Annotated in this window: 22 protein-coding genes and 1 other RNA gene; 7 read left to right on the plus strand and 16 right to left on the minus strand. The window is 70.3% G+C overall.

The annotated features are described in order from the left end of the window. Positions 1-150: 150 nt before the first annotated feature. The 10 genes from ATK30_RS12030 to rnpB all read right to left on the minus strand — a co-directional run bounded on the left by ATK30_RS12030 (position 151) and on the right by rnpB (position 11,949). Complete coding sequence (locus ATK30_RS12030; RefSeq protein ID WP_037815747.1) at positions 151-348, minus strand: hypothetical protein; 198 nt, start codon at positions 346-348, stop codon at positions 151-153. A 24-nt stretch (positions 349-372) separates the two neighbouring features. Next, on the minus strand, positions 373-2,613 hold the full coding sequence (locus tag ATK30_RS46115; protein ID WP_244194591.1) for a hypothetical protein: 2,241 nt from the start codon (positions 2,611-2,613) through the stop codon (positions 373-375). 121 nt (positions 2,614-2,734) lie between these two features. Then, complete coding sequence (locus tag ATK30_RS12040; RefSeq protein ID WP_101435679.1) at positions 2,735-3,733, minus strand: C40 family peptidase; 999 nt, start codon at positions 3,731-3,733, stop codon at positions 2,735-2,737. 2 nt (positions 3,734-3,735) lie between these two features. Further along, positions 3,736-4,335: a hypothetical protein gene (locus ATK30_RS12045; protein WP_101435680.1), complete on the minus strand. Its 600-nt coding sequence runs from the start codon at positions 4,333-4,335 to the stop codon at positions 3,736-3,738. A 3-nt stretch (positions 4,336-4,338) separates the two neighbouring features. Further along, positions 4,339-6,417 carry a hypothetical protein gene (locus ATK30_RS12050; protein WP_101435681.1) on the minus strand — a complete coding sequence of 693 codons (2,079 nt, stop codon included), beginning with the start codon at positions 6,415-6,417 and terminating at the stop codon, positions 4,339-4,341. A gap of 46 nt (positions 6,418-6,463) precedes the next feature. After that, positions 6,464-9,421, minus strand: coding sequence for an ATP-binding protein (locus tag ATK30_RS12055; RefSeq protein WP_101435682.1), 2,958 nt, complete (start codon positions 9,419-9,421; stop codon positions 6,464-6,466). Positions 9,422-9,424: 3 nt separating this feature from the next. Next, on the minus strand, positions 9,425-9,913 hold the full coding sequence (locus tag ATK30_RS12060) for a hypothetical protein (RefSeq protein WP_101435683.1): 489 nt from the start codon (positions 9,911-9,913) through the stop codon (positions 9,425-9,427). 12 nt (positions 9,914-9,925) lie between these two features. Next, positions 9,926-10,195, minus strand: coding sequence for a hypothetical protein (locus ATK30_RS12065; protein WP_101435684.1), 270 nt, complete (start codon positions 10,193-10,195; stop codon positions 9,926-9,928). 480 nt (positions 10,196-10,675) lie between these two features. After that, a complete protein-coding gene (locus tag ATK30_RS12070; RefSeq protein WP_101435685.1) occupies positions 10,676-11,533 on the minus strand; it encodes an SCO6745 family protein in 858 nt (285 codons plus the stop codon). Positions 11,534-11,555: 22 nt separating this feature from the next. Beyond that, positions 11,556-11,949, minus strand: an RNA gene (gene rnpB, locus ATK30_RS12075) — RNase P RNA component class A. A gap of 109 nt (positions 11,950-12,058) precedes the next feature. Between rnpB and sfnG the strand changes: the two genes are divergently transcribed. Together sfnG and ATK30_RS12085 are read left to right on the plus strand one after the other, a co-directional pair. After that, positions 12,059-13,189 (plus strand): dimethylsulfone monooxygenase SfnG, encoded by a 1,131-nt coding sequence (gene sfnG / locus ATK30_RS12080; protein ID WP_101435686.1) that lies wholly within the window; start codon positions 12,059-12,061, stop codon positions 13,187-13,189. Between the two features lie 77 nt (positions 13,190-13,266). Further along, complete coding sequence (locus tag ATK30_RS12085; RefSeq protein WP_101440769.1) at positions 13,267-14,445, plus strand: SLC13 family permease; 1,179 nt, start codon at positions 13,267-13,269, stop codon at positions 14,443-14,445. On the opposite strand, the gene ATK30_RS12090 is transcribed toward ATK30_RS12085, so the two are convergent. The 4 genes from ATK30_RS12090 to ATK30_RS12105 form a co-directional block, all read right to left on the minus strand. Next, the gene (locus ATK30_RS12090; RefSeq protein ID WP_101435687.1) at positions 14,442-16,187 is read right to left on the minus strand and encodes a hypothetical protein; all 1,746 of its coding nucleotides are present in this window, start codon (positions 16,185-16,187) and stop codon (positions 14,442-14,444) included. The genes ATK30_RS12085 and ATK30_RS12090 overlap by 4 nt on opposite strands. Positions 16,188-16,366: 179 nt before the next feature. Then, positions 16,367-17,524 (minus strand): bifunctional RNase H/acid phosphatase, encoded by a 1,158-nt coding sequence (locus ATK30_RS12095; protein ID WP_208637328.1) that lies wholly within the window; start codon positions 17,522-17,524, stop codon positions 16,367-16,369. Next, positions 17,521-18,258: a zinc ribbon domain-containing protein gene (locus ATK30_RS12100; RefSeq protein ID WP_101435688.1), complete on the minus strand. Its 738-nt coding sequence runs from the start codon at positions 18,256-18,258 to the stop codon at positions 17,521-17,523. The genes ATK30_RS12095 and ATK30_RS12100 overlap by 4 nt, the downstream gene beginning before the upstream one ends. A gap of 17 nt (positions 18,259-18,275) precedes the next feature. Beyond that, positions 18,276-19,094, minus strand: coding sequence for a Nif3-like dinuclear metal center hexameric protein (locus ATK30_RS12105; RefSeq protein WP_101435689.1), 819 nt, complete (start codon positions 19,092-19,094; stop codon positions 18,276-18,278). Positions 19,095-19,134: 40 nt separating this feature from the next. Between ATK30_RS12105 and ATK30_RS12110 the strand changes: the two genes are divergently transcribed. The 3 genes from ATK30_RS12110 to ATK30_RS12120 all read left to right on the plus strand — a co-directional run bounded on the left by ATK30_RS12110 (position 19,135) and on the right by ATK30_RS12120 (position 21,151). Beyond that, on the plus strand, positions 19,135-19,596 hold the full coding sequence (locus ATK30_RS12110) for a low molecular weight protein-tyrosine-phosphatase (RefSeq protein WP_101435690.1): 462 nt from the start codon (positions 19,135-19,137) through the stop codon (positions 19,594-19,596). A gap of 48 nt (positions 19,597-19,644) precedes the next feature. Then, entirely contained in the window at positions 19,645-20,475 is an 831-nt protein-coding gene (locus ATK30_RS12115) for an SURF1 family cytochrome oxidase biogenesis protein (RefSeq protein ID WP_101435691.1), read from the plus strand. 67 nt (positions 20,476-20,542) lie between these two features. Further along, on the plus strand, positions 20,543-21,151 hold the full coding sequence (locus ATK30_RS12120; protein ID WP_101435692.1) for an FMN-binding negative transcriptional regulator: 609 nt from the start codon (positions 20,543-20,545) through the stop codon (positions 21,149-21,151). Positions 21,152-21,155: 4 nt separating this feature from the next. On the opposite strand, the gene ATK30_RS12125 is transcribed toward ATK30_RS12120, so the two are convergent. Both ATK30_RS12125 and ATK30_RS12130 read right to left on the minus strand, forming a co-directional pair. Further along, the gene (locus tag ATK30_RS12125) at positions 21,156-22,055 is read right to left on the minus strand and encodes a cobalamin biosynthesis protein CobD/CbiB (RefSeq protein ID WP_101435693.1); all 900 of its coding nucleotides are present in this window, start codon (positions 22,053-22,055) and stop codon (positions 21,156-21,158) included. 25 nt (positions 22,056-22,080) lie between these two features. Further along, positions 22,081-22,764, minus strand: coding sequence for a FadR/GntR family transcriptional regulator (locus ATK30_RS12130; protein ID WP_101435694.1), 684 nt, complete (start codon positions 22,762-22,764; stop codon positions 22,081-22,083). 126 nt (positions 22,765-22,890) lie between these two features. Between ATK30_RS12130 and ATK30_RS12135 the strand changes: the two genes are divergently transcribed. Together ATK30_RS12135 and ATK30_RS12140 are read left to right on the plus strand one after the other, a co-directional pair. Beyond that, a complete protein-coding gene (locus ATK30_RS12135; RefSeq protein ID WP_167441890.1) occupies positions 22,891-23,385 on the plus strand; it encodes a gluconokinase in 495 nt (164 codons plus the stop codon). Further along, positions 23,382-24,749, plus strand: coding sequence for a GntT/GntP/DsdX family permease (locus tag ATK30_RS12140; protein WP_101435696.1), 1,368 nt, complete (start codon positions 23,382-23,384; stop codon positions 24,747-24,749). Before ATK30_RS12135 ends, ATK30_RS12140 begins: the two co-directional genes overlap by 4 nt. The last annotated feature ends 336 nt before the right edge of the window (positions 24,750-25,085 follow it).

Consider the following 25,085-nt stretch of genomic DNA (forward strand, 5'->3'; position numbering starts at 1 on the left):
CTGAGCGGCCGTGATCAGGCAACGGCGGCAGCTCCCGACTACGCGACCGCGGGTCGCCCGGCCAGCAGGCAGGCGCTTCTCAACCACCCACCGGAGTTCCGCCTGCGTGACCCACGCTCGTCGAGTATGGGCGGCGGGGAGAGGCAGGGGTCAGTCGCCGTCCCAGGAACGATCGGCGGCGTCGGCTTGACGGGTGCGTTCGCGGGCGATGTCGAGCGCGCGACGGGCCGTGGCCTCGTCCGGGTACGGGCCGAGGAGGTCGACCCCGCGGCTGCGTTCCAGGTGCTCGACTTCGTGGGTGCGGGTGTTGTAGTACCAGCCCTGGTCCGGGTTCGGGTCGTCAGACATGGGTTCAGCCTGACACTTTCCCGCTCATTTGCGCCAGCGGAACGGGACCTCGGTGGGCTGCCCGGTCGGACCGAAGTCGCCTGGACCGTCGTCCTCGTGGTCAGGGTGCTCGTCGAACCACCCGCGAGCGTCCCCGACCGGGATGCCGCGAGGCGGGGTCGCCGTGTCGTCCGCCGGAGAAGCAGCGCCGTAGTCCGGCACCGGCGGTACGGCTGACTCTTTGCCGGGGAAGACCGGCCGCTCATCCCGATACGTCCGCGCGGGCGGCGGCCCTGCCGGACCCTGCCCCGGGAAAACCGGCAACGGCCGCCCGTCCGGCCCGGTTTCGCTCGACCTCCTGCGGCCGCTGGGCTGGGGCAGCGGGAAGGGAGCCCCGGGCACGGGAGGCTGCGTCGGCTGCGCACTGGGAGAGGGAGGGGCTGCAGGCGGAACCTGGTGCTGCGCTGCGGGCGGGATCGCCGACTCCGCGCTGGACGCGGGAGAGGCTGTCGGCTGCTGCACCGGAGCATTCGCGGGCGGAACCGGCTGGGCGAAGCCAGAAGCGGGCGAGTTTGCCGACTCCACACCCGCCGCAGGAGGTTGCTGCTGCACCGGAGGATTCGCAGGCGGAACGGGTTGCGACGCACCAGGCGCGGGCTGGCTTGCCGACTCCGCACCCGGCACAGGAGAAGCTGTCGGCTGGTGCCCCGGAGAATTCGTCGGCGGAACCGGCTGGGCGAAGCCAGAAGCGGGCGAGTTTGCCGACTCCACACCCGCCGCAGGAGGTTGCTGCTGCACCGGAGCAGTCGCAGGCGGAACTGGTTGCGACGCACCAGGCGCAGACAGGCCCGCCGACTCCGCACCCGCCGCGGGCGGAGTCGCCGACGAAGCCTGATGCGGTGCCGGATTCGCGGGCGGGACCGGTTGCGGCGTACCGGACGCGAGCGGATTTGTCGGCTCCGCGCTGGGCGGAGCGACCGGCTGTTGGGCTCCGGGCTGAGCCGGGGGTTGTTGCACGAGCGAGGTCTGCTGCGCCGGTGCTGTCGGCGGTTGTGCGGCAGGCATCGGCGGGGGCGCAGGGCTCTCTGGTGCCGACGGCTGAAGATGCTGAGCGGGGGCCGGGCCATAGTGCTGCGTGCCGGGCTGAGGAGCTTGGCTTTGCTGGGCCGACGCCGGGTTCTGCCCAGGCCATCCCTGCTGCTGGACAGCCTCGTGTCGACCGTGCGGCGGATTTCCCTGCTGTGGCAACGCTTCCGCCGGACGTGCGGGCTGACGCGGCTCGTGCACGTACGGCTTCGGCTGCCACGCCTGCCTCGCCCGCAGCTGCGGGTCGATCGGCGCTGAGGCGGCATCGCCGACGGGGGCTGGGGGCGCGCTGGTCTCGGACACCGCGGGGGCCGGGCTGGCCGGTGCTGCCTCTTTCGTCACAGGCTGAGCAGGCTCGACCGGCTCCGCGGTGGCCGGTGCTTCGACAGCAGCCTTGGGTGCCTCCGGGTTCGGAGGCATTTCCGGACCCACGGCTTCCGAGGTCTGCTCGGCAGGCGGAGTCGGCTCTTCCTGCGCAGAAGGTGCCGCGGCCGGAGCGTGGGTCGCCGAGGAACGGACCGCGTCCTCTGGCGGACGTGCGACCGATCCCTGCGCCGGGCCGCCCGCTGTCTGGGTGGTGTTCGTCGGCGGCTGCGCAGAACCAGCTTCTCCCGCCGAGCCCTCGGGCCCGTGCGGCACCGACCGCCACACCGGCGCTGGTCCGATGTTCATCGGAACCGGTGCGGCCAACGGGCCCATGAGCGGTGCCTCCCCCGAAGGACCAGCCGCGGCGGGACGCGGGATCGGGTCGAGGCAGGACACCAGCACCGTCGTCCGGTCCGGGTCCTGGACCTTCCGGCCGCTCCGCTCCCGGTAGACCATCTCCCCCTCGGCGTCCATCTCCACGAGGTAGCCCGCCTCCGCGAGCTGTTCCTCGTCGAGATCGACCAACCGCTCGTAACGGGACGGAACGACCCGGTAGATCGGCCACGACAACCGGGCGTGCTCGCCGTGGAACTGGGCCAGCAAAGCCGCCATCTGCTGCTGCCACGGAAGCGACATGCCCTCCGCCAGCGAACGCGGCAGCACGACGTACCCGCCGTCCACGCCGGGCAGTCCCTGGTTCAGCAGGTCCGCCAACGGCGTGCTGGAGGCGGGGTGCGCGGACTGGCGCGGCGGCTGCGGTGCGCCGAACAGCGCCGCCGGGTCCTGGGGCTCGCTCTGGCCTGGTTTGCCCCGCTTGCCGAATTTCCGTGCCACGTGTGCCATCCTCTGCCAGCGCGCGGCCACGTGCTCGTGGACAGGCCGCGACTTCGGGGTGAATCCGGACCCGCCGCACTGGGCGTCCGCGGGTCAAGAGCCGGTGCCTCCCGCACCCATGCTAGACGCCGGGGCGCACCGCCTGCGGCACGACTTCGCGCTCGTCGAACGAGAACGGGCGCACGTGCACCGGCACGCCGGTCTGCTGGGCCTCGACGATCTTGCCGTCTCCCAGGTACATCGCGACGTGGTGGATGGTCGTCGGGTCGGCCGGGTCGGTGGCGAGGAAAATCAGGTCACCGGGCTGTGCTTCGCGCACCGGCAGCATCGCGCCCGCCTTGTACTGGTCCTGCGACACGCGCGGCAGGATCACGCCCGCCGACTCGTAGGCCCGCAGCATCAGGCCGGAACAGTCGTAGGAGTTCGGGCCGGTCGCGCCCCAGACGTAGGGCTTGCCCTGCTCGCCGAGCGCGAACTTGATCGCCTGTGCCGCGGCCTGGCTCGGCGGCAGCGCGGCTCCCATGCCCTGTCCGCAGCCGGCCACGTCCGCGATCTGGCCCATGTTCTGCACCAGCGAGGCCGCCATGGCCTCCCACCGGTGGTAGCGGTCCGGAAAGCCGGACCGCTCGACCTGCTGCGCCGCGTCGCCGGGGCGCAGGTTTTCCCAGTCCGGGACGGCGAGCAGGACGTCGAAGAACTTGTTGATCGCGTAGTTCGGGTCGGTGACCTGGGCCGCGGTGCCCCAGTTCATCGACGGGCGCATCTGGAAGATGCCGAGCGAATCGCGGTCGCCGTAGTTCACGTTGTGCAGCCGCGATTCGGTCATCCCGGCCTGGATCGCGACCTGCCACGCGCGCGGCGAGAGGCTGCGCTGCTTGCCGATCGAGATGATCAGCGCGACCGTGTTGCGCGATTCCTGGTCGAGTTCGGCGGCGTCCGCCCCGCCCTGCTCCGGCTGTCCGGGCTGGGTGGGGCCGAGCGCGGCGTCGCACGAGCTCAGCGCGATCCCGCCGGCCGCCGCCTGCTGCTGGTCGTTCACGGCCTTGGTCACGACGCTGGTGGTGAGCACCGTGGCGAAAACGGCGGCGATCACCACCGAGACGAGAATGGCCAGCTTCACGGTCAGCTCGCCTGGTCATAGTCCGAGACTCGCCATCCCGCGTTCGTTTTGACCACGGTGATGCTGAGCTTGGGACCGTCGGTGGGGACCACGACCTTGACCGAACTGGAGTAGGACTGGGTGACCGTCGGCTCGCCGGTGACCTTGGTCGCCGGGATGTTCGCGGGGTCCACAGTGGACATGATGGGGAGGTACTCGTCCGTGGTGAGCCCGCGCATCCCGTTGAGCCAGTCAGCGTTCGAGATGCCCGCCGGATGGCGCACCCAGGCCGTCGCCCACTGCTTCGCGACGTTCAGCGCCTCCGGGCTCGGAGCCGCCGACGTCGGGGTGACCAGCGGCTGGGACAACCGGGTCGGCAGGGTTTCGGTGCTCGGCACCGGGGCCGCGACGCCGGTGTGCGGCCCGGCCGACGAACTCGGCGAAATCCCTCCCGGATGAGCGGACGCCGGTTTGCCCAGCACCTTGGGCAGGCCGATGCCGAGTGCGGTGATCACGACCGCGAGGAACACCAGCGTGCCCACGAGGTGCCGGGGCGAGCGGAGCGGGAAGCCCCACAGGCGGCGGTAGACCGCGGTCCGGCCGCGGTTGGTGCGGATCGGCATCGGTCACCGCCCCATGACCTGGTCGGTGTCGCGGACCTCGATGCCGCGCGACGGGCGGTACAGCACGAACACCGGTTTCCCGGCCACGACCTCGGGATCCACCCGCCTCGGCTGGGCCCGGATGCCCTGCGTCGGCACGGTGAACCCGGGCTGGTCCGGAGCCGGGGCCGAGTAACCGCGGTCCGGCGCGCTCATCCGCGACGGGACGACCACCGGTTCCGGCTCGTCGCTCCACCGCCGGTCGGCGACCGGGGACGTGTCGACCTGGCGGCTTTCCTTGACCGGCCAGCGCGCGCCCGCCATCACGTAGTCGCCGGGCGCACCGGCGACCGGGTGGTACTGGCCGAACACCGGCGCGTCGCCTCCGCGGCCCGCGGGCAGCGCGCCCGCGGCGGACTGCGCGGGACCGACCGCGCCCGGCCACGGAGCCCCGGACCAGGCCGCGGCGGGCCGGGCCGCGCGGGAACCGTTGTCGAGTCGCTGCGAGCTGGCGAACACCGCCGCCTCGGGCCGGTACCGGCCGCCGCCGACGGTCGCGCCGATCGGGCCGCGCTGCTCGCCGTCCACGACGTCGTCGGTGTCGCGGACGTTCTGCCAGAACTGGTCCTGCGGCGTCGGCTCGTTCTTCCGGCGGAACCGGGAGAACAGCCCGCCGCCCGGCGTCGGCACCGCGCCGCCGACCATGCTGACCGACATCTCGACCATCTGCCACAGCCGTCGCACCGGGCGTCCGACGAGGAAGAGCAGCACCGTGATGAGCCCGGCGAGGACCATCTTGGTGAGCAGGTTGAGCCCGTCGCCCGCGGCGAAGATCGCCTGCAGCAACAGCGCGTGCACGCCGGCCAGCACCGACAGCACCACCAGGTTGAACGCGATGCCGCCGGCGACCTTGAGCACGCGGCGCAGGATCTCCGGGTTCAGCAGCGCGACCAGGCCGATCAGCGGTGCGGTGAGCGCGAACAGGCGGATCAGCACCTGCGCGAGCAGCACGGACGCCTTGGCCAGCAGCTGGAAGAGCGAGTAGACGAGGCTCTGGCCCAGCGCGAGGAACCCGGCACCGGTGCGGCCGCCCGACTCGCCGGTGAAGTAACCGGTGGCGGGGCCGAGTTTGGTGGAGATGTCCTTGAAGGCGGCCTTTTTGGCGTCGACGACGTTCTGCTTGCCGTCGTCGCCGTTCACCAGCTGATCGCGGGTGAACGCCTGCGCGTCCAAGAGCGGCTTGCCGTATTGCTGGGCTTGCGGAGCGGTGGGCGAGCCGAATTCGCCGCGCAGCCAGTTGTCGTAGACAACCTGGTTGTGCAGATCGGTCGGCAGGATGTCGCGCACGATCCGGTTCTGCGACTCGTCGACGAATCCCGCCTGGATGTTGGTGGTCGTCTGCACGATCGCTTTGTCGATCGGATCGAAATACCGCAGCATCGCGAGCGACGACGCGGCCAGCCAGACCCCGGCCAACGCGTAGAGCGCCCGCTTGCTGACCCCGGCGAGGTCGCCGCGCCAGATGTTGCGGAACAACATGATCGACAAGATCAGCGCGACCAGGCCGAACAGCTGCGTGTAGATGTTGCTGTACACCTTTTCCGCGCCCGACTTCACCGCGTTGTAAATCGGGTTCAGCAGCCCGCCCTCAAGAACGGTGTAGTGCAGCGAGTTCGTGGCGCCGACGATGTTCTTGCCGACGTTGAACAGCTGGTTCCCGGCCCAGGTGTCGATGGTCGAGCTGGGGGACGCGATGGCGGACAGCGCGGTGCAGTTGGTCTGGTAGGTGTTCCAGACCATGCCCGCGTAGCTGTAGTCGATGTAGGCGCTGCCCGGCTCGCCGTGTCCCTCAGGCGGATCGAGGGCGCCGACCATGCCCGAGCCCGGCCGCTCCGGGTTCGGCGGTTCCCCACATGCCGCCGCATTGGCCGCCGGGGCGAACAGCACCGTCTGCAGCCCCATCACCGCCACTACGGCCAGGAACGCCGCACGCCGGTTGGGACGGCGGCCGCCTGGCTTCGGGCCTTCCTTGACGCGTTTGCGCAGCGCGTGCCAGCCGGCGGCGAACGCGAGGACGAACGCCAGCGTGAAGACGGTGTTCACGCAGGCCTCCTCACGGCCGGCGCGGGCCGGCCCGGATCACCGGGGTTCATGCGGCATCCCTGCCGGTGCCGCCGCCCTTGCCGCCGGCGCGGGCGTGCCGGTCCTCCTGCCGTCCGTTGCGCACTGCACCCTCCACCTCGCCGGTCTCGGACGCGAGCGGGTCCGGCGAGCCCAGCAGCTGCTCGTCGGCGAGACCGACCTCGAGTTCCGCCTGGAGTTCGAAGTCGTGTTCCAGCTCGTCGTCCTCCGGTGGGGCGGGGACGTACGGTTTGGCCTCGTCCTCGTGGGGTGCCACGAGTTCGCTGCCGGGTTTGGTGCGCGCGTCGGGCGAGCCCGGGGTGGTGTCCATGACCGCGCGCAACGGGTCGAGGTGCGGGCCGGAGAAGTCGACGCGGATGCGTTCCACGCCGCCGGCGCCGTCGCCGAAGATGAACTGCCGGGGCTCCATGTCGCGCTCCAGCCCGCGCTGGGCGCCCGGGCGACGGCCGAGTGCGGCGACGACCTGTTCGTAGCCCACGCCGACCGGCACCTTCAGCAACCGCAGCGCGTCGGCCTGTGCGTCGTCGTCGTCCAGCCTGCCGACGAACACCGAGTCCAGCAGCGCCACGAAACCCTGGATCTTCAGGAAGTCCGCCGGGATCTGCGACGACAGCAGCACCCGGACGTTCCACTTCCGCGAGTCGCGCGCGAACCGGTTCATCAGCACGCGCCCGGTCGGCACCTCGGACAGGAAGAACGCCTCGTCGATCCAGACGCCCTTGCGCAGTTCCTTCGGCTTCTCGTACACCGACCGCTGGGTCAGCCACGCCGCGAGGTTCAGCATTTCGACGCCGAGCGATTCGGCGTCGGTCCAGTACTCGCGCGGCACGCCGTCCTTGGGCAGGGTCAGGCCCGCCATGGTCAGCACGGTCATCCGGTCGTCGCGGGTCTCGGAGTACGGGTCCGCGTCGGTTTCCGGGATCAGCAGCGCCATCCGCTCGCGCATCTCGTCCAGGAAGTCCGCGACCACGACCGCGTGCTCGTGGTGCTCGCTCGAATCCCGCCGCAACGCGTCGATGACCTGGCCCGGGTCGGCGTCGAACCGGCCGCCGACCGCGCGCACCGCGCGCAGCAGCACGATCCGCGTCTGCGCCATCCGCGACACCTCGTATGGCAGCACGCCGGTGAGCACGTCGAGCACGAGCCGCCGCCGGGTCGCTCCGGCCAGCGCCTTTTCGCGCCGCCACGAGCGTTCCGGGTCCTCCTCGTCCATGAAGTGCTCGATCAGCGGATCGGCGACCACCCGGTACGGGTTGAGGATGCCCGGCTGGGCGTTGAGCAGATTGATCGGGCGCGCGTACGGCCGCAGTTCCGGCAGGTCGCACAGCCGCGACAGCGGGCCGGACGGGTCGAGGATCGTCCAGTGCGCCCCGGCACGCAGCGTCTTGTAGACGATGCCGCCGCCGAGGAACGACTTGCCGCCGCCGAGGCCGGCGACCATCGCGGTGAGGCCGGATCCGTCGCGGATTTCCTGCGCCATCCACGGGTCCCAGGCCACCGGCCGCCGCGTCGCGGTGACGGTTTCGCCGAGCAGGATGCCGCGCCGGTCGCCGACCTCCGCGGTCGCGGTGGGCACCGCGGACGCCGTCCACACCACCGAACCGCGGCGCATGTACGCGCCCGAGGCCAGCGGCTCGCCCGGGATGAACTCCCGCGCCATCGCGTACTGCGCTTCCGGGTGTTCGATGGCGATCTTCGGCTTGTACAGGTCGAGGAGCTGCTGGGCCAGCCGGAGCGCGTCGCGCTCGGTCGGACCGGACACCGCGAGCCGCCACCACGACCGCACGCGGGTGGCCAGCGCGGTGAAGCCCGACGTCATCTCGTCGTCGATCTCCAGCACCCGGCCTGCTTGGCGGGCCAGCGACTGCGGCGGTTCCAGCTCGTGTTCGTCGGTGTAGTGCTTGACCTGCGAGCGGACCTTGTTCATCTGCCGCTGCAGTTCGCCGGACACCTCTTCCGGACGCCGCACGTAGATCCGCGCGGACACCTCGACCGCCGCGGGCAGCCGGTCCGCGTGCTGGATCCACGGGTCGTCGACCTCGGGGATCTGCAGCCCGTGCATCTGGCCGACGGTGAGCACCGCGAGATGCCGCGACACGCCGGCGTTGGACCCGGTGCGGCCGCGCACGGTGACCGTGGGCGCGTACGGGTCGGCGTGGAAGTCCGCCGCGTCGGTGAAGCTGGCGAGGTCCTCGGGCTCCCACGCCGCGCCCGGCACCGCGGGCATGTTGCGCGGCGCGGGCAGGCCCAGCGAGCACGAGCGGTGCATGAGCCAGGACATCTCCTCGGCGTGCACCGGACGGCCTTCCAGCCCGGCGCTGCCGATGACCTGGTCGAGGTGCTCGATCTCGGAGTCGAGCGCGGCCAGTTCGGCGTCGACCGCCTCGGGCAGGATCCGGCGCAGCACCGGAGCGGCGCGTTCGACGGCGCGGTCCACCATGCGCCGGGTCTGCACCTGAACGCCGAGGTAGACCTCTTTTTCCGCCATCGAGCGGCCCATCAGCTGCTGCTGCTCGCCGATCAGGTAGTCGTCGAACGACAGCGCGCCCGGCACGTCGGGCGGCCTGCCGACCGCGTTGTGGACGTGCGCCTCGGCCCACATCCGGATCGGGTACGGCCGGTTCGTGACGCGCAGGTGCAGCCAGCGGCCCTGCAGTTCGGCGTACTGGCCCGCGATGGCCGCGATCAGGTCCCGGCGCTGCGAATCGGAACGGAACGACCAGCGCTGCGGCGCGAGCCGGTACCAGGCGTACACCTCGTACCCGGTCCGCAGCAGATGCCCGTCGATGCTGCGCGCGGCGATCGACGGCGTGTACGCCGGTATCGCCTGCTCACCGGGCAGCCTGCGGCCCTTGCCGCCGGACTTCTTGCCGCCGGACGGCGGACGGCCCTGCGGAGGCGCGTTCCACGCACCGGCAGGGACGTCTTGCTCCCGCTTCCCTCGGCTTCCGCCGCGACCGAACAACGACTACCTCCCGGCCCGAGCCGCGGGGCGGCTCCGGCGCGCTCGTGGTGCTCCCTGGTTCCCGGCACTCGCGCCAGCACCGCGACGCGGGTCGCGGTGCTGGTATTGCCGCCTTCTCTTGTGCTTCGGCAGCGGGCGCTCCGCCCGCACCCGGACCCGGCTGGCGCTCACCGCGCCGCCGGTGCCCGAGGTCCGTTCTCTCGGCGTGCGCAATTCCTGGCCCATCATCGCGATCACCGCGCCCAGCGGGCGCTCGTGGCTGATCTTGGCGGTGATCAGCCGGGTGATCGCGATCGTGGCCACGAACGCCCACGCCGTGGAGAAAAACCCGAAACTCCAGCCGACCCACCGCTCCACGGTGAGCACGACCAGGAAGACCGGAATGCCGACGAGCCACGCGACGTACCGGGCTCGCCAGGGAAAAGTCGCTTTCGGCGGGCCGAGCCAGACGGCATCGACCCGGTATACCTCGTCATCGGTCCTGATCCGCACGCCTGCTCCGCCTCAGCCGGTGAACAGGCCGGCGATCCACTGGCCCACGTTCACGCCCGCGCCGCTCACCGCGAGACCGATGATCGCGAGCGCGATGACCACGCCCGCGAGCCGCCGCATGACGCCCGCGTTGTCGCCCTTGCCGCCGCCGAGCCACAGCAGCAGCAGGGCTACCGCGAGCAGCACGAGCGGGATGACGTTGTCGAGCAGCCAGGTACGGACGTTGCCGGTGCCGAGCTCTCCTCCGGCCGCAAGAGTCTCGAGGGCGGTCATGCTGGTCATCGCGATACTCCCGGTGCACGGTTGGCGCCGCGCTGTTCTGGCTTCGGCGAAGCTACGAACACCATCATGGCGTTACAAGGGGTAATGGTCAAAGCGCGCTGCGTAGATATCGGTCGAAGTCGACTTGTGGTCAAGGGGCGGGTACTGCGGTCCGGTGGTCAGGATTCCTCGCCCTCCATCATCGTGGCAAGGGTGCTCCGGAATAACCCAAGCCACCCGGATTGCGCAGTGCTCCGGCGGTGCGGCTCCGCAAAACGCGCGGTGCTCACTCTCAGTGCGCCGCGAACCGGCGTGTCGGGCAGACACCAGTGTGGCATGCCCCGATCGGCGTTCCGCCGCGAGTCCGGTGAGTGACAACCGGGGTGGAAAACACTTCGGAATTGATCACTCTCTGATGCGATAACGGTCACCATCACGTCCGATGTGCGCATTTGTTCACTACAAAGCGTGATCCCGGGCAGTTCCCGACCGTCTCGCGGATCAGGCGCGGAACGCCGCGCTCGGGATCGCGCCCGCTTCGATCACCTGACGACTGAGCGGAGCGCACAGCTCCTCCAGCCGGGCCGTCTTCTCCTCGCCGAGGTGCCGCCACGGTCCTTGCGCCGCCGTGTTGGTCGCCGACTCGACGCGCTCGCGCAGCTCCAGTCCGCGCTCGGTGAGCGCGCCGTCCGCGTCGAGGATTCCGTCGACGGCCAGCCGCGCCGCGGCCGCGTCCCATTCCTCGTCGCTCCAGCCGCGAGTGCGCTTGGCGGCGTCCGGAGGGGTTCCGTTGCTGGTCGCGCTGTGGGTTACCAGCGCCTCGAGGCCGGGCAGGCCATTCGTGGTCAGCGCGGCGACGTACCCGTCTCCTCGGTGCTCGCGCAGCAGAGTGATCGCGTGCCAGAGCGCGAGGTGCGGTTGTTCGGGCCACTCCAGGTCCGCGTGCGCGGCGTAGAGCGGACGCCCCTCCGGACGGCAGCCCTCGGTGGCTTCCCGGGCAAGCGCGGCAGCTTCGGCGACCTCCGAGGACGCGAGCAGCTCCTCGCCGAACAGCCGGCGGTAGATCTCGTCGACGGCGGCGAGCCGCGCTTCCAGGACAGTCTCCGGGGTGGCGATCGTCCAGACGCGCGGGACGAAGTGGGCGACGAGCCCGGGGTTGAAGCTGTAGAACGCGGCCGTGACCGTGCCCGCTCCGACCTGTCCCATCGCCGCGGCGCGGCTGGCGAAGTAGGTCATCGACTCCGGTTTGAGGCCGGCGGCGGCGAGCCGTTGCTGAGTCTCCGGCGCGAAGTAGACGGGGGCGTGCAGAGCGTCGAAGGTGGTGCGGAAGGCGACAGCGGCGGCGACGGCTTGACCCATGCGCCCGATCGTAGCGATCGGGCGGACGAGCTGGCATGTAAGCCGGATCCTGTTCCCGGGCCGCCTCGCGGCGGACCGGGCGACGGTCATCCATCTCGGCCTGCCGTCGCCGGCAGGCTCCAGCGGCCTACCCGCAGGCATCGGACGGGCCGCCCTCGATCGCCTGCGCAGGAGCGAAGCTCCCTCTTGGCCTTGCTCCGGGTGGGGTTTACCGAGCCATCCCGGTCACCCGGGATGCTGGTGGTCTCTTACACCACCGTTTCACCCTTACCCCCGTCCGGGGACGGAGGCGGTCTGTTTTCTGTGGCACTGTCCCGCGGGTCGCCCCGGGTTGCCGTTAGCAACCACCCTGCCCTGCGGAGTCCGGACTTTCCTCGGACCGGGAGAACCCGGGCCGCGACCGTCCTGCCAGCTCGTCCGCCGAAACAGCCTACCCGGGAGACCGCGCGACCCCGGCACGGGTTGGCACATTCCACCGCGTGGACGCGCGTTGACCCCCTTCCTGGCCGCTGTTTCACTCCCGCCATGACCGCACCCGAACCGCAGGAACCGCTGAAATTCGCTTACTGGGTCCCGAATGTGAGCGGCGGCCTGGTCACCAGCGACATCGAACAGCGCACCGACTGGGGCTACGAGTACAACCGCGAACTCGCCGTGCTCGCCGAGAACAACGGCTTCGACTACGCGCTTACTCAGGTCCGCTACACCGCCAGCTACGGTGCTGCCTACCAGCACGAATCGACCGGTTTCAGCCTGGCGCTGCTGCTCGCGACGCAGCGGCTGAAGGTCATCGCGGCCGTCCATCCCGGACTGTGGCAGCCCGGCGTGCTCGCGAAGTTCATCGCCAGCGCGGACGTCATCTCCGGCGGCCGGGCCACGGTGAACGTGGTCAGCGGCTGGTTCAAGGACGAGTTCACCGGGCTCGGCGAACCGTGGCTCGAACACGACGAGCGCTACCGCCGCTCGGAGGAGTTCATCCGGGTGCTCAAGCGATTGTGGACCGACGACCACGCCGAGTTCGGCGGCGATTTCTACCGGATCCACGATTTCGACGTCAAACCCAAGCCGGTCGCCGGTCCCGGACGACCGCATCCGGAAGTCTTCCAGGGCGGGAACTCCACCGCGGCGCGCAAGCTCGCCGGACGCGTTTCGGACTGGTATTTCAGCAATGGCAAGGATTTCGCCGGGTTCAGCGAGCAGGTCAACGAGGTGCGCGGGTACGCCGCGGAGAACGACCACGCGGTGCGGTTCGGGCTCAACGGGTTCGTGATCGCCCGCGAGACCGAAGCCGAGGCGCGCGAGGTGCTGCGGGAGATCGTGGCGAAGGCGAACGTGCCCGCCGTCGAGGGATTCCGCTCGGCGGTCGCGCAGGCCGGGAAGTCCACTTCGGACGCCAAGGGCATGTGGGCGGATTCGGAGTTCGCCGACCTGGTGCAGTACAACGACGGATTCCGGACCGGGCTGATCGGGACGCCGGAGCAGATCGCGGACCGGGCGATCGAATACAAAAAACGCGGCGCGAACCTCTTGCTGCTCGGGTTTCTGCACTATCTCGAGGACGTCGAGCACTTCGGCCGGGAGGTGCTTCCGGTGATCCGGGAGAAGGAGCGGGTGCTGGCGCGCGGGGCGGGAATCCCGGAACCGGCGGGGATCTGAGATCTCTCTGCGGCTAGCGTTCGGGGGTGAACGGTGCCCTGTCCCTGCTGCTTCTGGCCGGAACGCTGTGGTTCGCGATGGCGCGCCCGCGCGGCCTCCCGGAAGCGGTCTTCGCGGTCCCCGCCGCCGGCATCGTCCTCGCGCTCGGCCTGACTTCCCTGCCCGAAGCAGGCGAACGGGTCGTCCAGATGCTGCCCACGATGGGCTTTCTCGCGGCGATCCTGCTGGTCAGCCACCTCGCCGCGGCGGAGGGCGTCTTCACCTGGCTAGGCGCCGAGCTTGCCGAAATCTGCCGCGGACGGCAGCCGCGGCTCCTCCTGCTCACCTTCGCCGCGGCAGCGATCGTCACCGCCGTCCTCAGCCTCGACGCGACCGTCGTCCTGCTGACCCCGGTCGTCCTCGCCACCGCCGCGGAACTGAAGCTCACCGCGCGTCCGCACGTCTACGCGTGCGCGCACCTGGCCAACTCCGCCTCCACGCTCTTCCCTGTCTCCAACCTGACGAATCTGCTCGCCTTCACCACTTCCGGCCTCACCTTCGCCGGTTTCACCGCGCTGATGGCGTTGCCGTGGCTGGTCACCCTCGCTGTCGAACTCGCCGCGTTCGCCTGGTTCTTCCGCAAGGATCTCCGCGAACCGGTCAGCTCTCGCCGACCCGAACACCGCGAACCGCCGATCTTCACCCTCATCGTGCTGGCGGTCATGCTGATCGGATTCGCGACCGGACAGCTGGTGCACGTCGAACCGGTCTGGATCGCCGCGCTCACCGCGCTCGTCCTGGCCGTGAAAGCCTTGGCGGAGCGGAAGATCCGGCCGTGGCAGGTGATCACCGAAGCGTCCCCGCTGCTGGTCCTCTTCGTGCTCGCCCTCGCCGTGGTGGTCGAAGCGGTCGACGAGCATGTTCTCGGCGGGCTGCTGCGCACGATCCTGCCGACGACGGCCGGGCTGCCCGAACTCCTCCTCGCCGCGGGCCTCGCGGCCGTGCTGGCGAACGTCGTGAACAACCTGCCCGCGACGCTGATCCTGCTGTCCGTGCTGGGACCGCATCCGAATCAGGGCGTGCTGCTCGCCGTGCTGCTGGGCGTGAACATCGGCCCGAATGCGACGTACCTCGGTTCGCTCGCGACGCTGCTGTGGCGCCGTGTCGTGGTCCGGCACGGGCAGCATCCGCCGGTGGGCGAATTCCTGAAGCTCGGAGCGCTCACGACGCCGCTGTCGCTGGCAGCGGCGACGTGTGCGTTGTGGCTGGTGCTCTAGCCGCGCGGGGCGATCGTGCTGCCGCGCGACAGCGTCGGGCCGCAGTCGTCGAGACCGTCGCCGAACCGCTGCGCTTCCACGTTCATCATGGTGACCTGCGCGTAGTGCTGGACGGCGGCGAGCTTCGCCGGGTCGGTGACCGCGTCCTTGCGGACGAAGTCGCCCTGGCGCTTGCCCGGGCCGGGGTAGATCAGGATCGGCAGGTAGTCCCGGTCGATGCGCGGGTCGATGCTGATCTCGTTGCCGTCCGCCCACGGGCCCCACGAGTGGATGAAGGTCGGCTTGACCGTGTCGAACACGTAGTTGCGCAGGCCTTCGATGTCTTCCTTGTGCGTGAGGTCGGCGATCGGCGCGTTGACCAGACCGGCCATGTCGACCAGCTCGAGCCGGCTGGTCATCGACGAACCGCCCAGGTCGGGCAGCAGCAGGGACGCGTGCTGCAGGCCGAGCATGTCCGCGTACGTGTTGAAGCCGCGGCCGAACCGGTCGGCGATCAGGCACGCCGGCACGGTGGGGTTCTTGATGAACTCGTCGGACTGCTGCACGAAGCCGATCGCCGACGGGACCGACGCGGCGGCGAGCACGAGCGCCGCGACCGCCCGCCACTGCACCTTCGGCAGCGAACGCAGCAGTTCGGCGAAGGCCATGACGCCGCACAAAGTGCCGAGCACCCACACCGGCGTCGCGAAGCGGTATTGCGCCATCCAGTCCGGCACCATCACGCCGTACGCGATCACGCCGAGCGCGAGCGGCGTGACCAGCCCGATCAGCGGACGCCGCCACGGCGCCTTGACCAGCGCCCAGACGACCACGGCGACAACCACGAGCGTCAGCGCGACGCCCGCGTACTCCACCAGCTGGTGCGGCCGGATGATCGAGCCGAAGGTCGGCAGGCCCTGCTTCTTGGCGACCGACGGGTTGGCCAGCAGCCGGTGGAATTCCGTGTACCGCCAGACGACGTAGCCGCCGAACAGCACGCCGAAGGCCGCGATGGACACCAGCGCGGACCGGAAGCTGCGCCAGAACCCTTCGCGCTTCACGCCGAACAGCAGGACGATCGGGTACGCGCTGGCGTAGATCAGGCCTTCCGGCCGGGTCAGCGCGGCGGCCGCGACGAGCACGCCCGCGACGATCGCGACCTTGAACGACAGCGGGTTTTCCTTGCGCAGCGCGGTGAACAGCAGCGCGGCCAGCGCGGTGGTGAAGAACGCGAACAGCGAGTTCTCGAGGCCGGAGACGACCCAGATCACGAACGACGGGATCGCCGCCAGCCCGAGGCCGGTGGCCAGGGTGATCGCCCACGCGTGCCTGCGGAACACCTGGCGGGCCACGAGGTGGCACAGCACCAGGATGCCCGCGGCGAAGAACAGGCCGAGCAGCTTGGGGAACAGCACGTAGTCCGGGATGCCGAACAGCAGGCCCTTGTCGAACAGGCCGGCGACCTTGCCCAGCGCGAGCAGGATCATCCAGGTCGGGTCGGAGAAGCCCTCCACCGGCGGCTGGCCGGGGGCCAGCACCGGGCCGAGTCCTTCGGCGACGCTGCGCGAGTAGGAGAACGTGATGGCCGCGTCGTCGACGATCCAGTGCCCGTAGCGGGTGGCGTGCCAGGCGACCGCGGCCACACCGGCCAGCACCGCCAGCGTCGACGCCAGCCAGCTGAGCTTGAACCGCGCGGGCGGGTCGGTCGTCTCCTCCCCCGGCAGGTCGGGCTCGGATACTGCGGTGAGTGCGCTAGCCGTCATGTCCTCGTCACTATTTCCACTTGTGGATGCCGAAGAAACGCACGAGCCTGCGCCCCCCTTGAGGTCCCGGACGGGACCGGCGCCGCGGCGCCGCGGTCGACACCGCACTCTAGCCAATACCTCATCGGGGCCGTTTCACACGTTATCCCCGACCGTGATCCACCTCACATCAGCGCTGCTCAGGAGAGGTGCGAGATGTCGTTGACCAGCCGGACCGAGGCGTTGCCGTCCGGGTAGAACTCGACGATCGACAGCGACGCCAGGTCCAAGTGCAGCCGGAACAGCAGCGACGGCCCGGCGTCGAGCCCCATCCGCAGCAGGGTCTTGATCGGCGTCACGTGGCTGACCACGAGGACCGTGCGCCCGTCGTACTGTTCGACCAGGTCGCGCCGGGCCTTGCCGACTCGTTCGTGGACCGCGTCGAAGCTCTCGCCGCCGGGCGGCGGGCACGACGAATCGCTCAGCCAGCAGCGGTGCAGCTCCGGGTCCCGTCGCGCGGCCTCGGCGAAGGTGAGGCCCTCCCATTCGCCGAAGTCGGTCTCGATCAGCCCGGGATGCGTCTCGACCCGGCCGCCGAGCGCGTCGGCGACCGCCTGCGCGGTCTGCTTGGTGCGGATCAGCGGCGACGAGACGATCGGAGCCGGCTCGCCGTCGTCGCCGATCAGCCCCGGCATCGCGGCCAGCCGTTTGGCGGCCGCCGCGGCCTGGCCCCGGCCGTGCTCGGTGAGCGGGACGTCGCCGCGCCCGGAGTAGCGGCGGTCGACTGACATCTCGGTCTGGCCGTGCCGCAGCAGGAGCAGTTTGGTGGGCGTGCCGCGGGCTCCGGTCCAGCCCGCCGGGGAGACCCGGTCCGTTTCCGTGACCTCGGTCTTCGCGGTCCCGGCCTTTTCCCGCACCTCGGCGACCGGGGCGGACGAGGTGGCGGCGGACCCGGCGCTGTCCATCGCGACGTTCGCGAGCCGGTCCGCGTGCGCGTTCTCCGCGCGCGGGATCCAGGTGTAGCCGACCCGCTCGAAGCCCGCCGCGATCTCGCGCGCCTGCGCGGCGAGCGGCTGCAGCGCGGCGTGCTTGATCTTCCACCGTCCGGACATCTGCTCGACCACGAGCTTCGAATCCATCCGGACGTCCACAATGGACGCTCCGAGTTCGGCGGCCGCGGCGAGCCCGGCGACGAGCCCGGAGTACTCCGCGACGTTGTTCGTGGCGATGCCGAGGTATTCGTGGCGTTCGGCCAGCACCTCGCCGGTGGCCGCGTCCTTGACGACCGCGCCGTAGCCGGCCGGACCGGGGTTGCCCCGCGATCCGCCGTCGGCCTCGACGATCACCCGGTCGGTCACAGGCCCGACTCCAGCGTGCGGACCAGGATCGCGCCGCAGTTCTCGCACTGCACGACCGCGTCCTCGGGCGCGGCCTTGATCTCGGAGATGGCGTTGCGGTCGATTTCCAGCTGGCAGGCACCGCAGCGGCGGGCCCGCAGCAGCGCCGCGCCGATGCCCTTGTGGTCGTAGACGCGGGTGTACAGCTTGAGCAGCGGCGCCGGGAAACGCGGCAGCAGCTTCGCGCGGTCCTCCTTGCGGCGGGCCTCGGTGGTGTCGAGGTCCTTGAACGCCTCGTCGCGCCGCGCCTTGGCGGCCTCGACCGCCTGCGCCGCCTTCTCGACCTCGGCGCTGGTGCGCTGCGCGTCCAGGCCGAGTGCCTCGCGCTGCTCCATCAGCTCCAGCAGGTCGTCCTCCAGCGCGCTCTGCCGGCGGCCGAGCGTCTGCAGTTCGTGCTCGATGTCGGTCATCTGCTTGGCGCCGACCGATCCGGACTCCAGCAGCTTGCGATCGCGGTCCACGCGCGCCCGCACCGATTCGACCTCTTTTTCCTGCCGGGCGATCTCCCGGTCGAGGTCGGACGTCGCGGTCTGGACGGACACGAGCGCGTCGCGCTTGTCCCGGACGGCCTTCTCCCCGGCCTCGATCTCGGCGAGCTCGGGCAAGGTGCGGCGGCGGTGCGCGACGCGCGAGAGCTCGGCGTCCACCTTCGCGAGTTCGAGCAGCTGACGCTGGACGGCGGGGTCGGCCTTCACTGTGCTCCCTGATTTAGTTACTGGGCGGTAGCGCGGATGGTCCACGGGTCGGTGCACCGCGTGGAGACGTGAGCTTCGACGGTACCCGCAAAGGCCGCGCCGACAAGGGCCGAGGCCTGTCCGCACCACGGCCACTCGCTGGCCCAGTGCGTGAGGCCGACCAGCGCGGGCACGGTTCCGGCGGAGGCGAGGTGTTCGCCAGCCGGATGGTGGCGCAGATCCGCGGTCACGTACGCGTCGACCCCCTCCGCCGTCGCCTTCGCGAGGTACGAGTCGCCCGCGCCGCCGGACACCGCGACGGTGCGGATCGGCCGGTCCGCCTCTCCCGCGCCGAGCACGCCGGGCACGGTGGCCGGCAACGCGTCGGCGACCCGCTGGACGAACCGCGCGAACGGCTCCTCAGCGGGCAGGTGCCCGATCCGGCCGATCCCCGTGCGGCCGCCCGGTTCGTGCGGGTCGAGCGGCCGGTCGACCTCGAGGCCGATGGCCCGCGCGAGCGCGTCGGACACGCCGGGGTCGGCCGAATCGGCGTTGGTGTGCGCACAGTAGAGCGCGATGCCGCCGCGGATCATGCGGTGCACGAGCGAGCCTTTGGCGGTGTCCGCGGGGACGCCGTGCACGCCGCGCAGCAGCAGCGGATGGTGCGCGACGATCAGCTGCGCACCGATTTCCTCGGCCTCGGCGAGCGTCTCCTCGACCGGGTCGACACAGAACAGCACGCGGCGGACGTCCTCGGCCGGGTCTCCGCAGACGAGCCCGACCGCGTCCCAGCTTTCCGCCAGCCGGGGCGGGTAACTGCGTTCGAGGACAGCGATGATCTCGGCTAAGGCAGGCACCTGGGGATCCTCGCACGATCGCTCTGGAAGACTGCGAACCATGCCCACGCTGGTGTTTGTCTGTTCCGGGAACATCTGCCGCTCCCCCATGGCGGAGCTGGTTTTCCGCAAGAAGCTCGCCGACGCGGGTCTCGCTGACGCCGTGCGCGTGTCGAGCGCGGGCACCGGGCCGTGGCACGTCGGCGAGGCGGCTGACCGGCGGGCGCGCGCCACGTTGAAGGCGCACGGCTACTCCACAGAGCACATCGCGGCCGAAGTCAGCGACGAAGACCTCGGAGCCGACTTGCTGCTCGCCGCCGACGAGAGCCACCTGAGCTTCCTGCAGTCGCGCGTCGAAGACCCTTCGCGGGTGCGGTTGCTGCGTTCGTTCGACCCGTCCGCCCCGGAAGGCGCCGAGGTGCCGGACCCGTACTACGGCGGCGACGACGGCTTCGAGGACGTGCTCGAGATGATCGAGCGGAGCGTGCCGGGACTGCTGGACTGGGTCCGCGAACAGGCGTGACGCCCGGTCCGGGTGCGCACACGGAACGCGACGGCCTACCGTAGAGGGGTGCGGTTGCGGTTTCTGCTCCGGCCGGGATGGCTGGCGTTGACAGTGGTGGTGTTCACCTTCGCCATCTGCTGTTACACGTTGCTGGCCCCGTGGCAGTTCCGCCGCGACAACGAGCAGGTCAGCCAGAACAACGCGCTGACCACGTCGTTCACCGCGAAGCCCGCCCCCGTGGCACAGCTGCTGCCGCCCGGCACGAAGCCGGACAAGAACACCGAGTGGCACCTCGTGTCGATCACCGGCACGTACCTGCCTTCGGCCGAGGTTGTCGCGCGGCTGCGCACTGTGCAGGGCGAAGGCGCGTACGAAGTTCTGACGCCGCTTCGCGCGACTGACGGCACTGTGTACCTGATCGACCGCGGCTACGTGGGGCTCAGCAGCAACTCCGGCGTTCTCCCGTACGCGGCCGCGCCAGGTGGACAGGTGACGGTTGTGGCGCGCGTGCGAAGCGACGAGACCGATCCGAAGAACCGCGAAGCGTTCGCCGACGCGTCGACCAACGGGAAGCTCCAGAGCTACACCGTCGACTCGCGCGTGGTGGCGAAGTCGTCGGGCCTCGCCATCCGGCCCGGGTACTTCCAGCTCGACGTGAACCAGCCCGGCGTGCTCAGCCCGCTGCCGCTGCCGCAGCTGGAGTCGGGCCCGTACTTCTCGTACGCGCTCCAGTGGCTGGCGTTCGGCACGATGGCGTTGCTGGGCTGGCTGTACTTCACGGTCCGCGAACTGCGCCCGGGCGGCGCGCTGACGACCGAGCGCCCGCAGCGCGGCCGGCGCAAGTCCGTCGCGGAGATGCTCGCCGAAGACGAGGACGAGTACTCGCCAACCGCCTGAGTGGCCTGGTCGTTTTGCTGGAAAATGGACCTTTGTCGGGGCCACTTGCGGCGTTGATACTGGCGGCATGCTGATCCACCCCTGGGACACCGCGGACGAGAACGAATGGCGGGAATGGCTCGCCGGACACGATTTCGGCGAACTGGTCGCCGGCGGCCGCGGCCGTGATCTTCCTGTGGTGGTGCCGACGCATTTCGTCTTCGACGGCGACGCGACCGTGCGGCTGCATCTCGCCCGGCCGAACCCGGTGTGGCCGCTCCTGGAGGAACACCCGCGCGCCCTGCTGACGGTGACCGGCGATTACGCCTACATCCGCTCCGACTGGAACACCGCCGACGACCCCGCACTCGGCGTGCCCACCTCGTACTACGCGAGCGTGCAGCTGGCCTGCGACGTCCGGATCGTCGACGATCCCGAGGAGAAAGCCGCGCTGCTCAACCACCAGCTGGCGCACTTCGAGCCGGACGGCAAGCGCACCCCCGTGTCCGCTGTGGACGCTCCGGACCGGCGGCTGCTGCCCGGGATTCGCGGTGTCGAGCTGACGGTGACCGAGGTGCGGGCGAAGTTCAAGTACGGCGGGAACAAGAAGTCCGAGGACCGGCAGCGGATCGGCGCGCTGTTGTCCGAACGGGACGGTCCAGGCGACGCGGAGGCCATCTCCCACCTGAAACCCTGACGGCTCAAGGGTTTCGGCGGCGCACTCCGCTCAGCAACGCTACGAATACTGACGTTCCGGCGGCGAGCCAACCGACCACTCGGGACAGTTCCACTGCGCGCGTCACGTGTCCGGCGTCCGGGTTCCGGCCGACGCCGAGCACCGGCAATTCCACGACCCCTTGCGGGTACTCGGTCCGTCCGCCGACGCGGATTTCCAGCGCCCCAGCGAAAGCCGCCTCGACCCGACCGGCGTTCGGGCTCGGGTGTGCGATCGTGTCCCGCCGCCAAGCCCGCCACGCGCCGCCCGCCGAACCGCCGACGACCGGAGCGCCCAGGACGGTCAACGCGGCGGCGACCCGGGTCGGCAGAAGGTGGACGAGTTCATCGAGCCGGTCGATCACCCAGTGCCCGGGAAGCAGACGGCGCAGCAGCCCGACCGTCCGTGCCGCGAGCAGTCCGGGCACGCCCGCGACCGCACCCCACAGCAGTGGGGTAACGACCACTTCGGACGTGTTCTCGGCCAGAGTTTCCACGGACGCACGGGAAAGCCCGATCGTGCTCAGTCCGTCGGTGACGCGCGGGTCCAGTTCGGACAATGTGTCGCGCGCGGGTTCCAGACGGCCTTCCTCGAGATCGCGAGCCAGTTCCGTGCCCTGCGTGGCCAGCCCGGACGCGCCGACGACCGCCCAAGTCGCCACCGCTGTCGCCGTCGCCTGGCACACCGGACTGCGGCGGCCGGCGCGCTCGGCCAGCACTCCGGCCGCGACTGCCGCACCAGCGATTCCGAGTCCGGTCGCGCGCCGAGAACCGGTGGCGGCGACTACCCGGTGGAAGGCGGTGACCGGCGGCCGTCGCCGCGGATCGCCGAGAGCACCGTCAGCGGCCAAACCGAGAATCAAGCCGATCGCGCGCGCCGCGCTCACCTGTAGCCCCCCGAACGTGGACGATTCAGCCGCCGAGATTACTCGACACCGCGACGGCGATTTCCTCGCGTGCCTGCTCCACGATGTCGCGCATCGCGCGTTCGGCGCGAGCCGCGTCGCCGAGGTCGATCGCCTCGGCGACCTCGACGTGCAGCGCGACCGCCTCGGGCTGCGGTTCTTCGGGCATCAGGCCGTGTTCGGTGCGGCCGGCGAGCACTTCCGCGACCACGGAGGACAGCTGCGCGAACATCGGATTCCGCGACGCGGACAGCAGCAGATCGTGGAACGCGACGTCGTGGCCGAGGAAGGTTTCGAGGTCACGAGCGCGCGCCGTGCGCTGGAGGTGCACGGCCAGTGCGCGGAGGCGCCCGCGTTCCTCCGGGGTCGCCCGGATCGCGGCGAACCGGGCGGCGCACGGTTCGACAGCCGAGCGCAGTTCGGTCAGCGTGCGGAGCGCGGCCGCCCGGTCCGCGCCGTCGAGCTGCCAGCGGATCAGCCGCGGGTCATAGTGGTTCCACTCGGCCGGCTCGCGGACGGTGACCCCGACGCGGCGGCGGCTGCTGGTCAGCCCCATCGTCTCGAGGACCCGCACGACCTCGCGGGCCACAGTCCGCGACGCCCCGTACCGCTCCTGCAGCTCCTCCGAGCGCAGCACCGCACCCGGCGCCAGCTCGCCGCTCGCGATCGCCGCGCCGAGCTCGTCGAGCATGTCCTCGTGCCGATCAGTCCCCACGCAGTCAACCTAGCGCTCTGATTCGATTAAGTACTACTTCTTCTTGATTAAGTAGTACTTTTGAGTTTGACTCTCCAGGGCACAAAGACGTGGGAGGTGCGGATGACGGTCATCGTGGTGATGGGCGTATCAGGCTCGGGCAAGACAACGGTGGGCACAGCGCTCGCGCAGGAACTCGGGACCGTGTACGCCGAAGCAGACACCTTCCACCCTCGCGCGAACATCGAAAAGATGACCGCCGGGCACCCGCTGACCGACGAGGACCGGGCGCCGTGGCTGGCGGCGATCGCGTCCTGGATCCGGGAGCATCACGAGAACGGCGCTGTCGTGAGTTCGTCCGCTCTGAAGCGGCGCTACCGCGACGTGCTGCGTGGCGGCGGGGATGTGTGGTTCCTGCACCTGCACGGCTCGCGTGACCTGCTCGCCGAGCGGATGAAGACCCGTACCGGCCACTTCATGCCGGTTTCGCTGCTCGATTCCCAGCTCGCCGACCTCGAACCGCTGGAAGCGGACGAGCCGGGAGCGACCTTCGACATCAGCCTCTCGCCCGCCGACCTCGTCGAGGCGGCGCTCAAAGCGTTCCGGGAGCGCGCATGACTATCCTCGCCGCCGGCTGGACCGGCCACGACACCCGCCTGATCGTCGCCACGGTGCTCGCCATCGCCGTGATCGTGGTCCTGATCAGCAAGGTCAAACTGCATCCGCTGCTCGCGCTCACGCTGGGTTCCGGCGTGCTCGGCCTGGTCGCCGGAATGCCGGTGGACAAGCTGCTGAAGAGCTTCACGAACGGCGTCGGCAGCACCGTCGCGTCCGTCGGCGTATTGATCGCGTTCGGCGCGATGCTGGGCAAACTGCTCGCCGATTCCGGCGGCGCGGACCGGATCGTGGACACCGTGCTCGGCCGGGTCCGCGGGCCCGGGCTGCCGTGGGCGATGGCGCTGGTCGCCGCGCTGATCGGGTTGCCGATGTTCTTCGAGATCGGCCTGGTCATGCTGATCCCGGTGGTGCTGCTGGTCGCCAAGCGCAGCGGGAAACCCGTGCTGCTGCTGGGAATTCCGGCCTTGGCCGGGTTGTCGGTGCTGCACGGCCTGATCCCGCCGCACCCCGGTCCGCTGGCCGCCGCCGGTTCGCTGAACGCCAACGTCGGCCTCACCCTGGGGCTGGGCCTGCTGGTCGGGCTGCCCACGGTGATCATCGCCGGTCCGCTGTTCGGCCGCCTCGCCGCGAAGATGGTGCCCGACGCCGCACCGCCCGCCCGGCTGGTCCCGGAATCCGAGGGCACCGACGAAAAGCACCGTCCGAGCTTCGGCGCGACTCTGTCCACCGTGCTGCTGCCGGTCGTCCTGATGCTGGCGAAGGCACTCGCGGACATCTTGGCGGGCAAGGCGAACCCGGCCCGCCGCGTCCTGGACTTCATCGGCGACCCGCTCGTCGCGCTGCTGCTGGCGGTCCTCGTCGGCATGGTCGTGCTGGGCCGTCCGGCGCGGCTGAACCGGCAACGGCTGTCGTCGATCATCGGCGATTCCCTCGGCCCGATCGCCGGGATCGTGCTGATCGTGGCCGCGGGCGGCGGGTTCAAGCAGACGCTGGTGGACGCCGGGGTCGGCGACGTGATCACCAGCCTCGCCAAGGGCGCGCACCTGTCCCCGCTGCTGCTCGGCTGGCTGGTCGCGGTGGCGATCCGCCTGGCGACCGGCTCGGCGACGGTCGCGACGGTCTCCGCGGCGGGCATCGTCGCCCCGCTGGCCGCGACCCTCGACCCGACGCACAACGCACTGCTGGTGCTGGCCATCGGTGCTGGATCGCTTTTCTTCTCGCATCTGAACGACGCCGGGTTCTGGCTGGTCAAGGAGTACTTCGGGATGTCGGTCGGCCAGACGCTGAAGAGCTGGTCGGTGATGGAAACGGTCATCTCGGTGGTGGCGATCGCGTTGATCCTGCCGTTGGGCGCACTGCTTTAGCGCTGGTTGAAACTGTTCACGGCCGCGGCGGGGCTTCCTCTTCGGGAAGTCCCGCCGCGGCCGTTTGGCCCGCCTCGCTAGCGGGCGAAATCGCCGGTGGAACCGATTGCCACCCTGGTGCCGGTGTGGCTGCCGTACAACTCACCGGTCGCGAGGAACGCGCAGTGGCCGCTCACCCCGCTGACCCGTTCCCGCCTTTGCTGTCACAGTTGACCGAATCCGCCGGAACTGTGTCGCGTTCGCGGTGCACCATCGACATCTTCACCGCATTCTTCATTTCTCTTCCGACGCCTGGTTACTGGCTCATGTGCACGATCGGAGCGAACTGACCACGTT

Origin of the sequence: Amycolatopsis echigonensis (assembly GCF_002846615.1) — a bacterium.
In the GTDB taxonomy this organism is placed as follows: domain Bacteria; phylum Actinomycetota; class Actinomycetes; order Mycobacteriales; family Pseudonocardiaceae; genus Amycolatopsis; species Amycolatopsis echigonensis.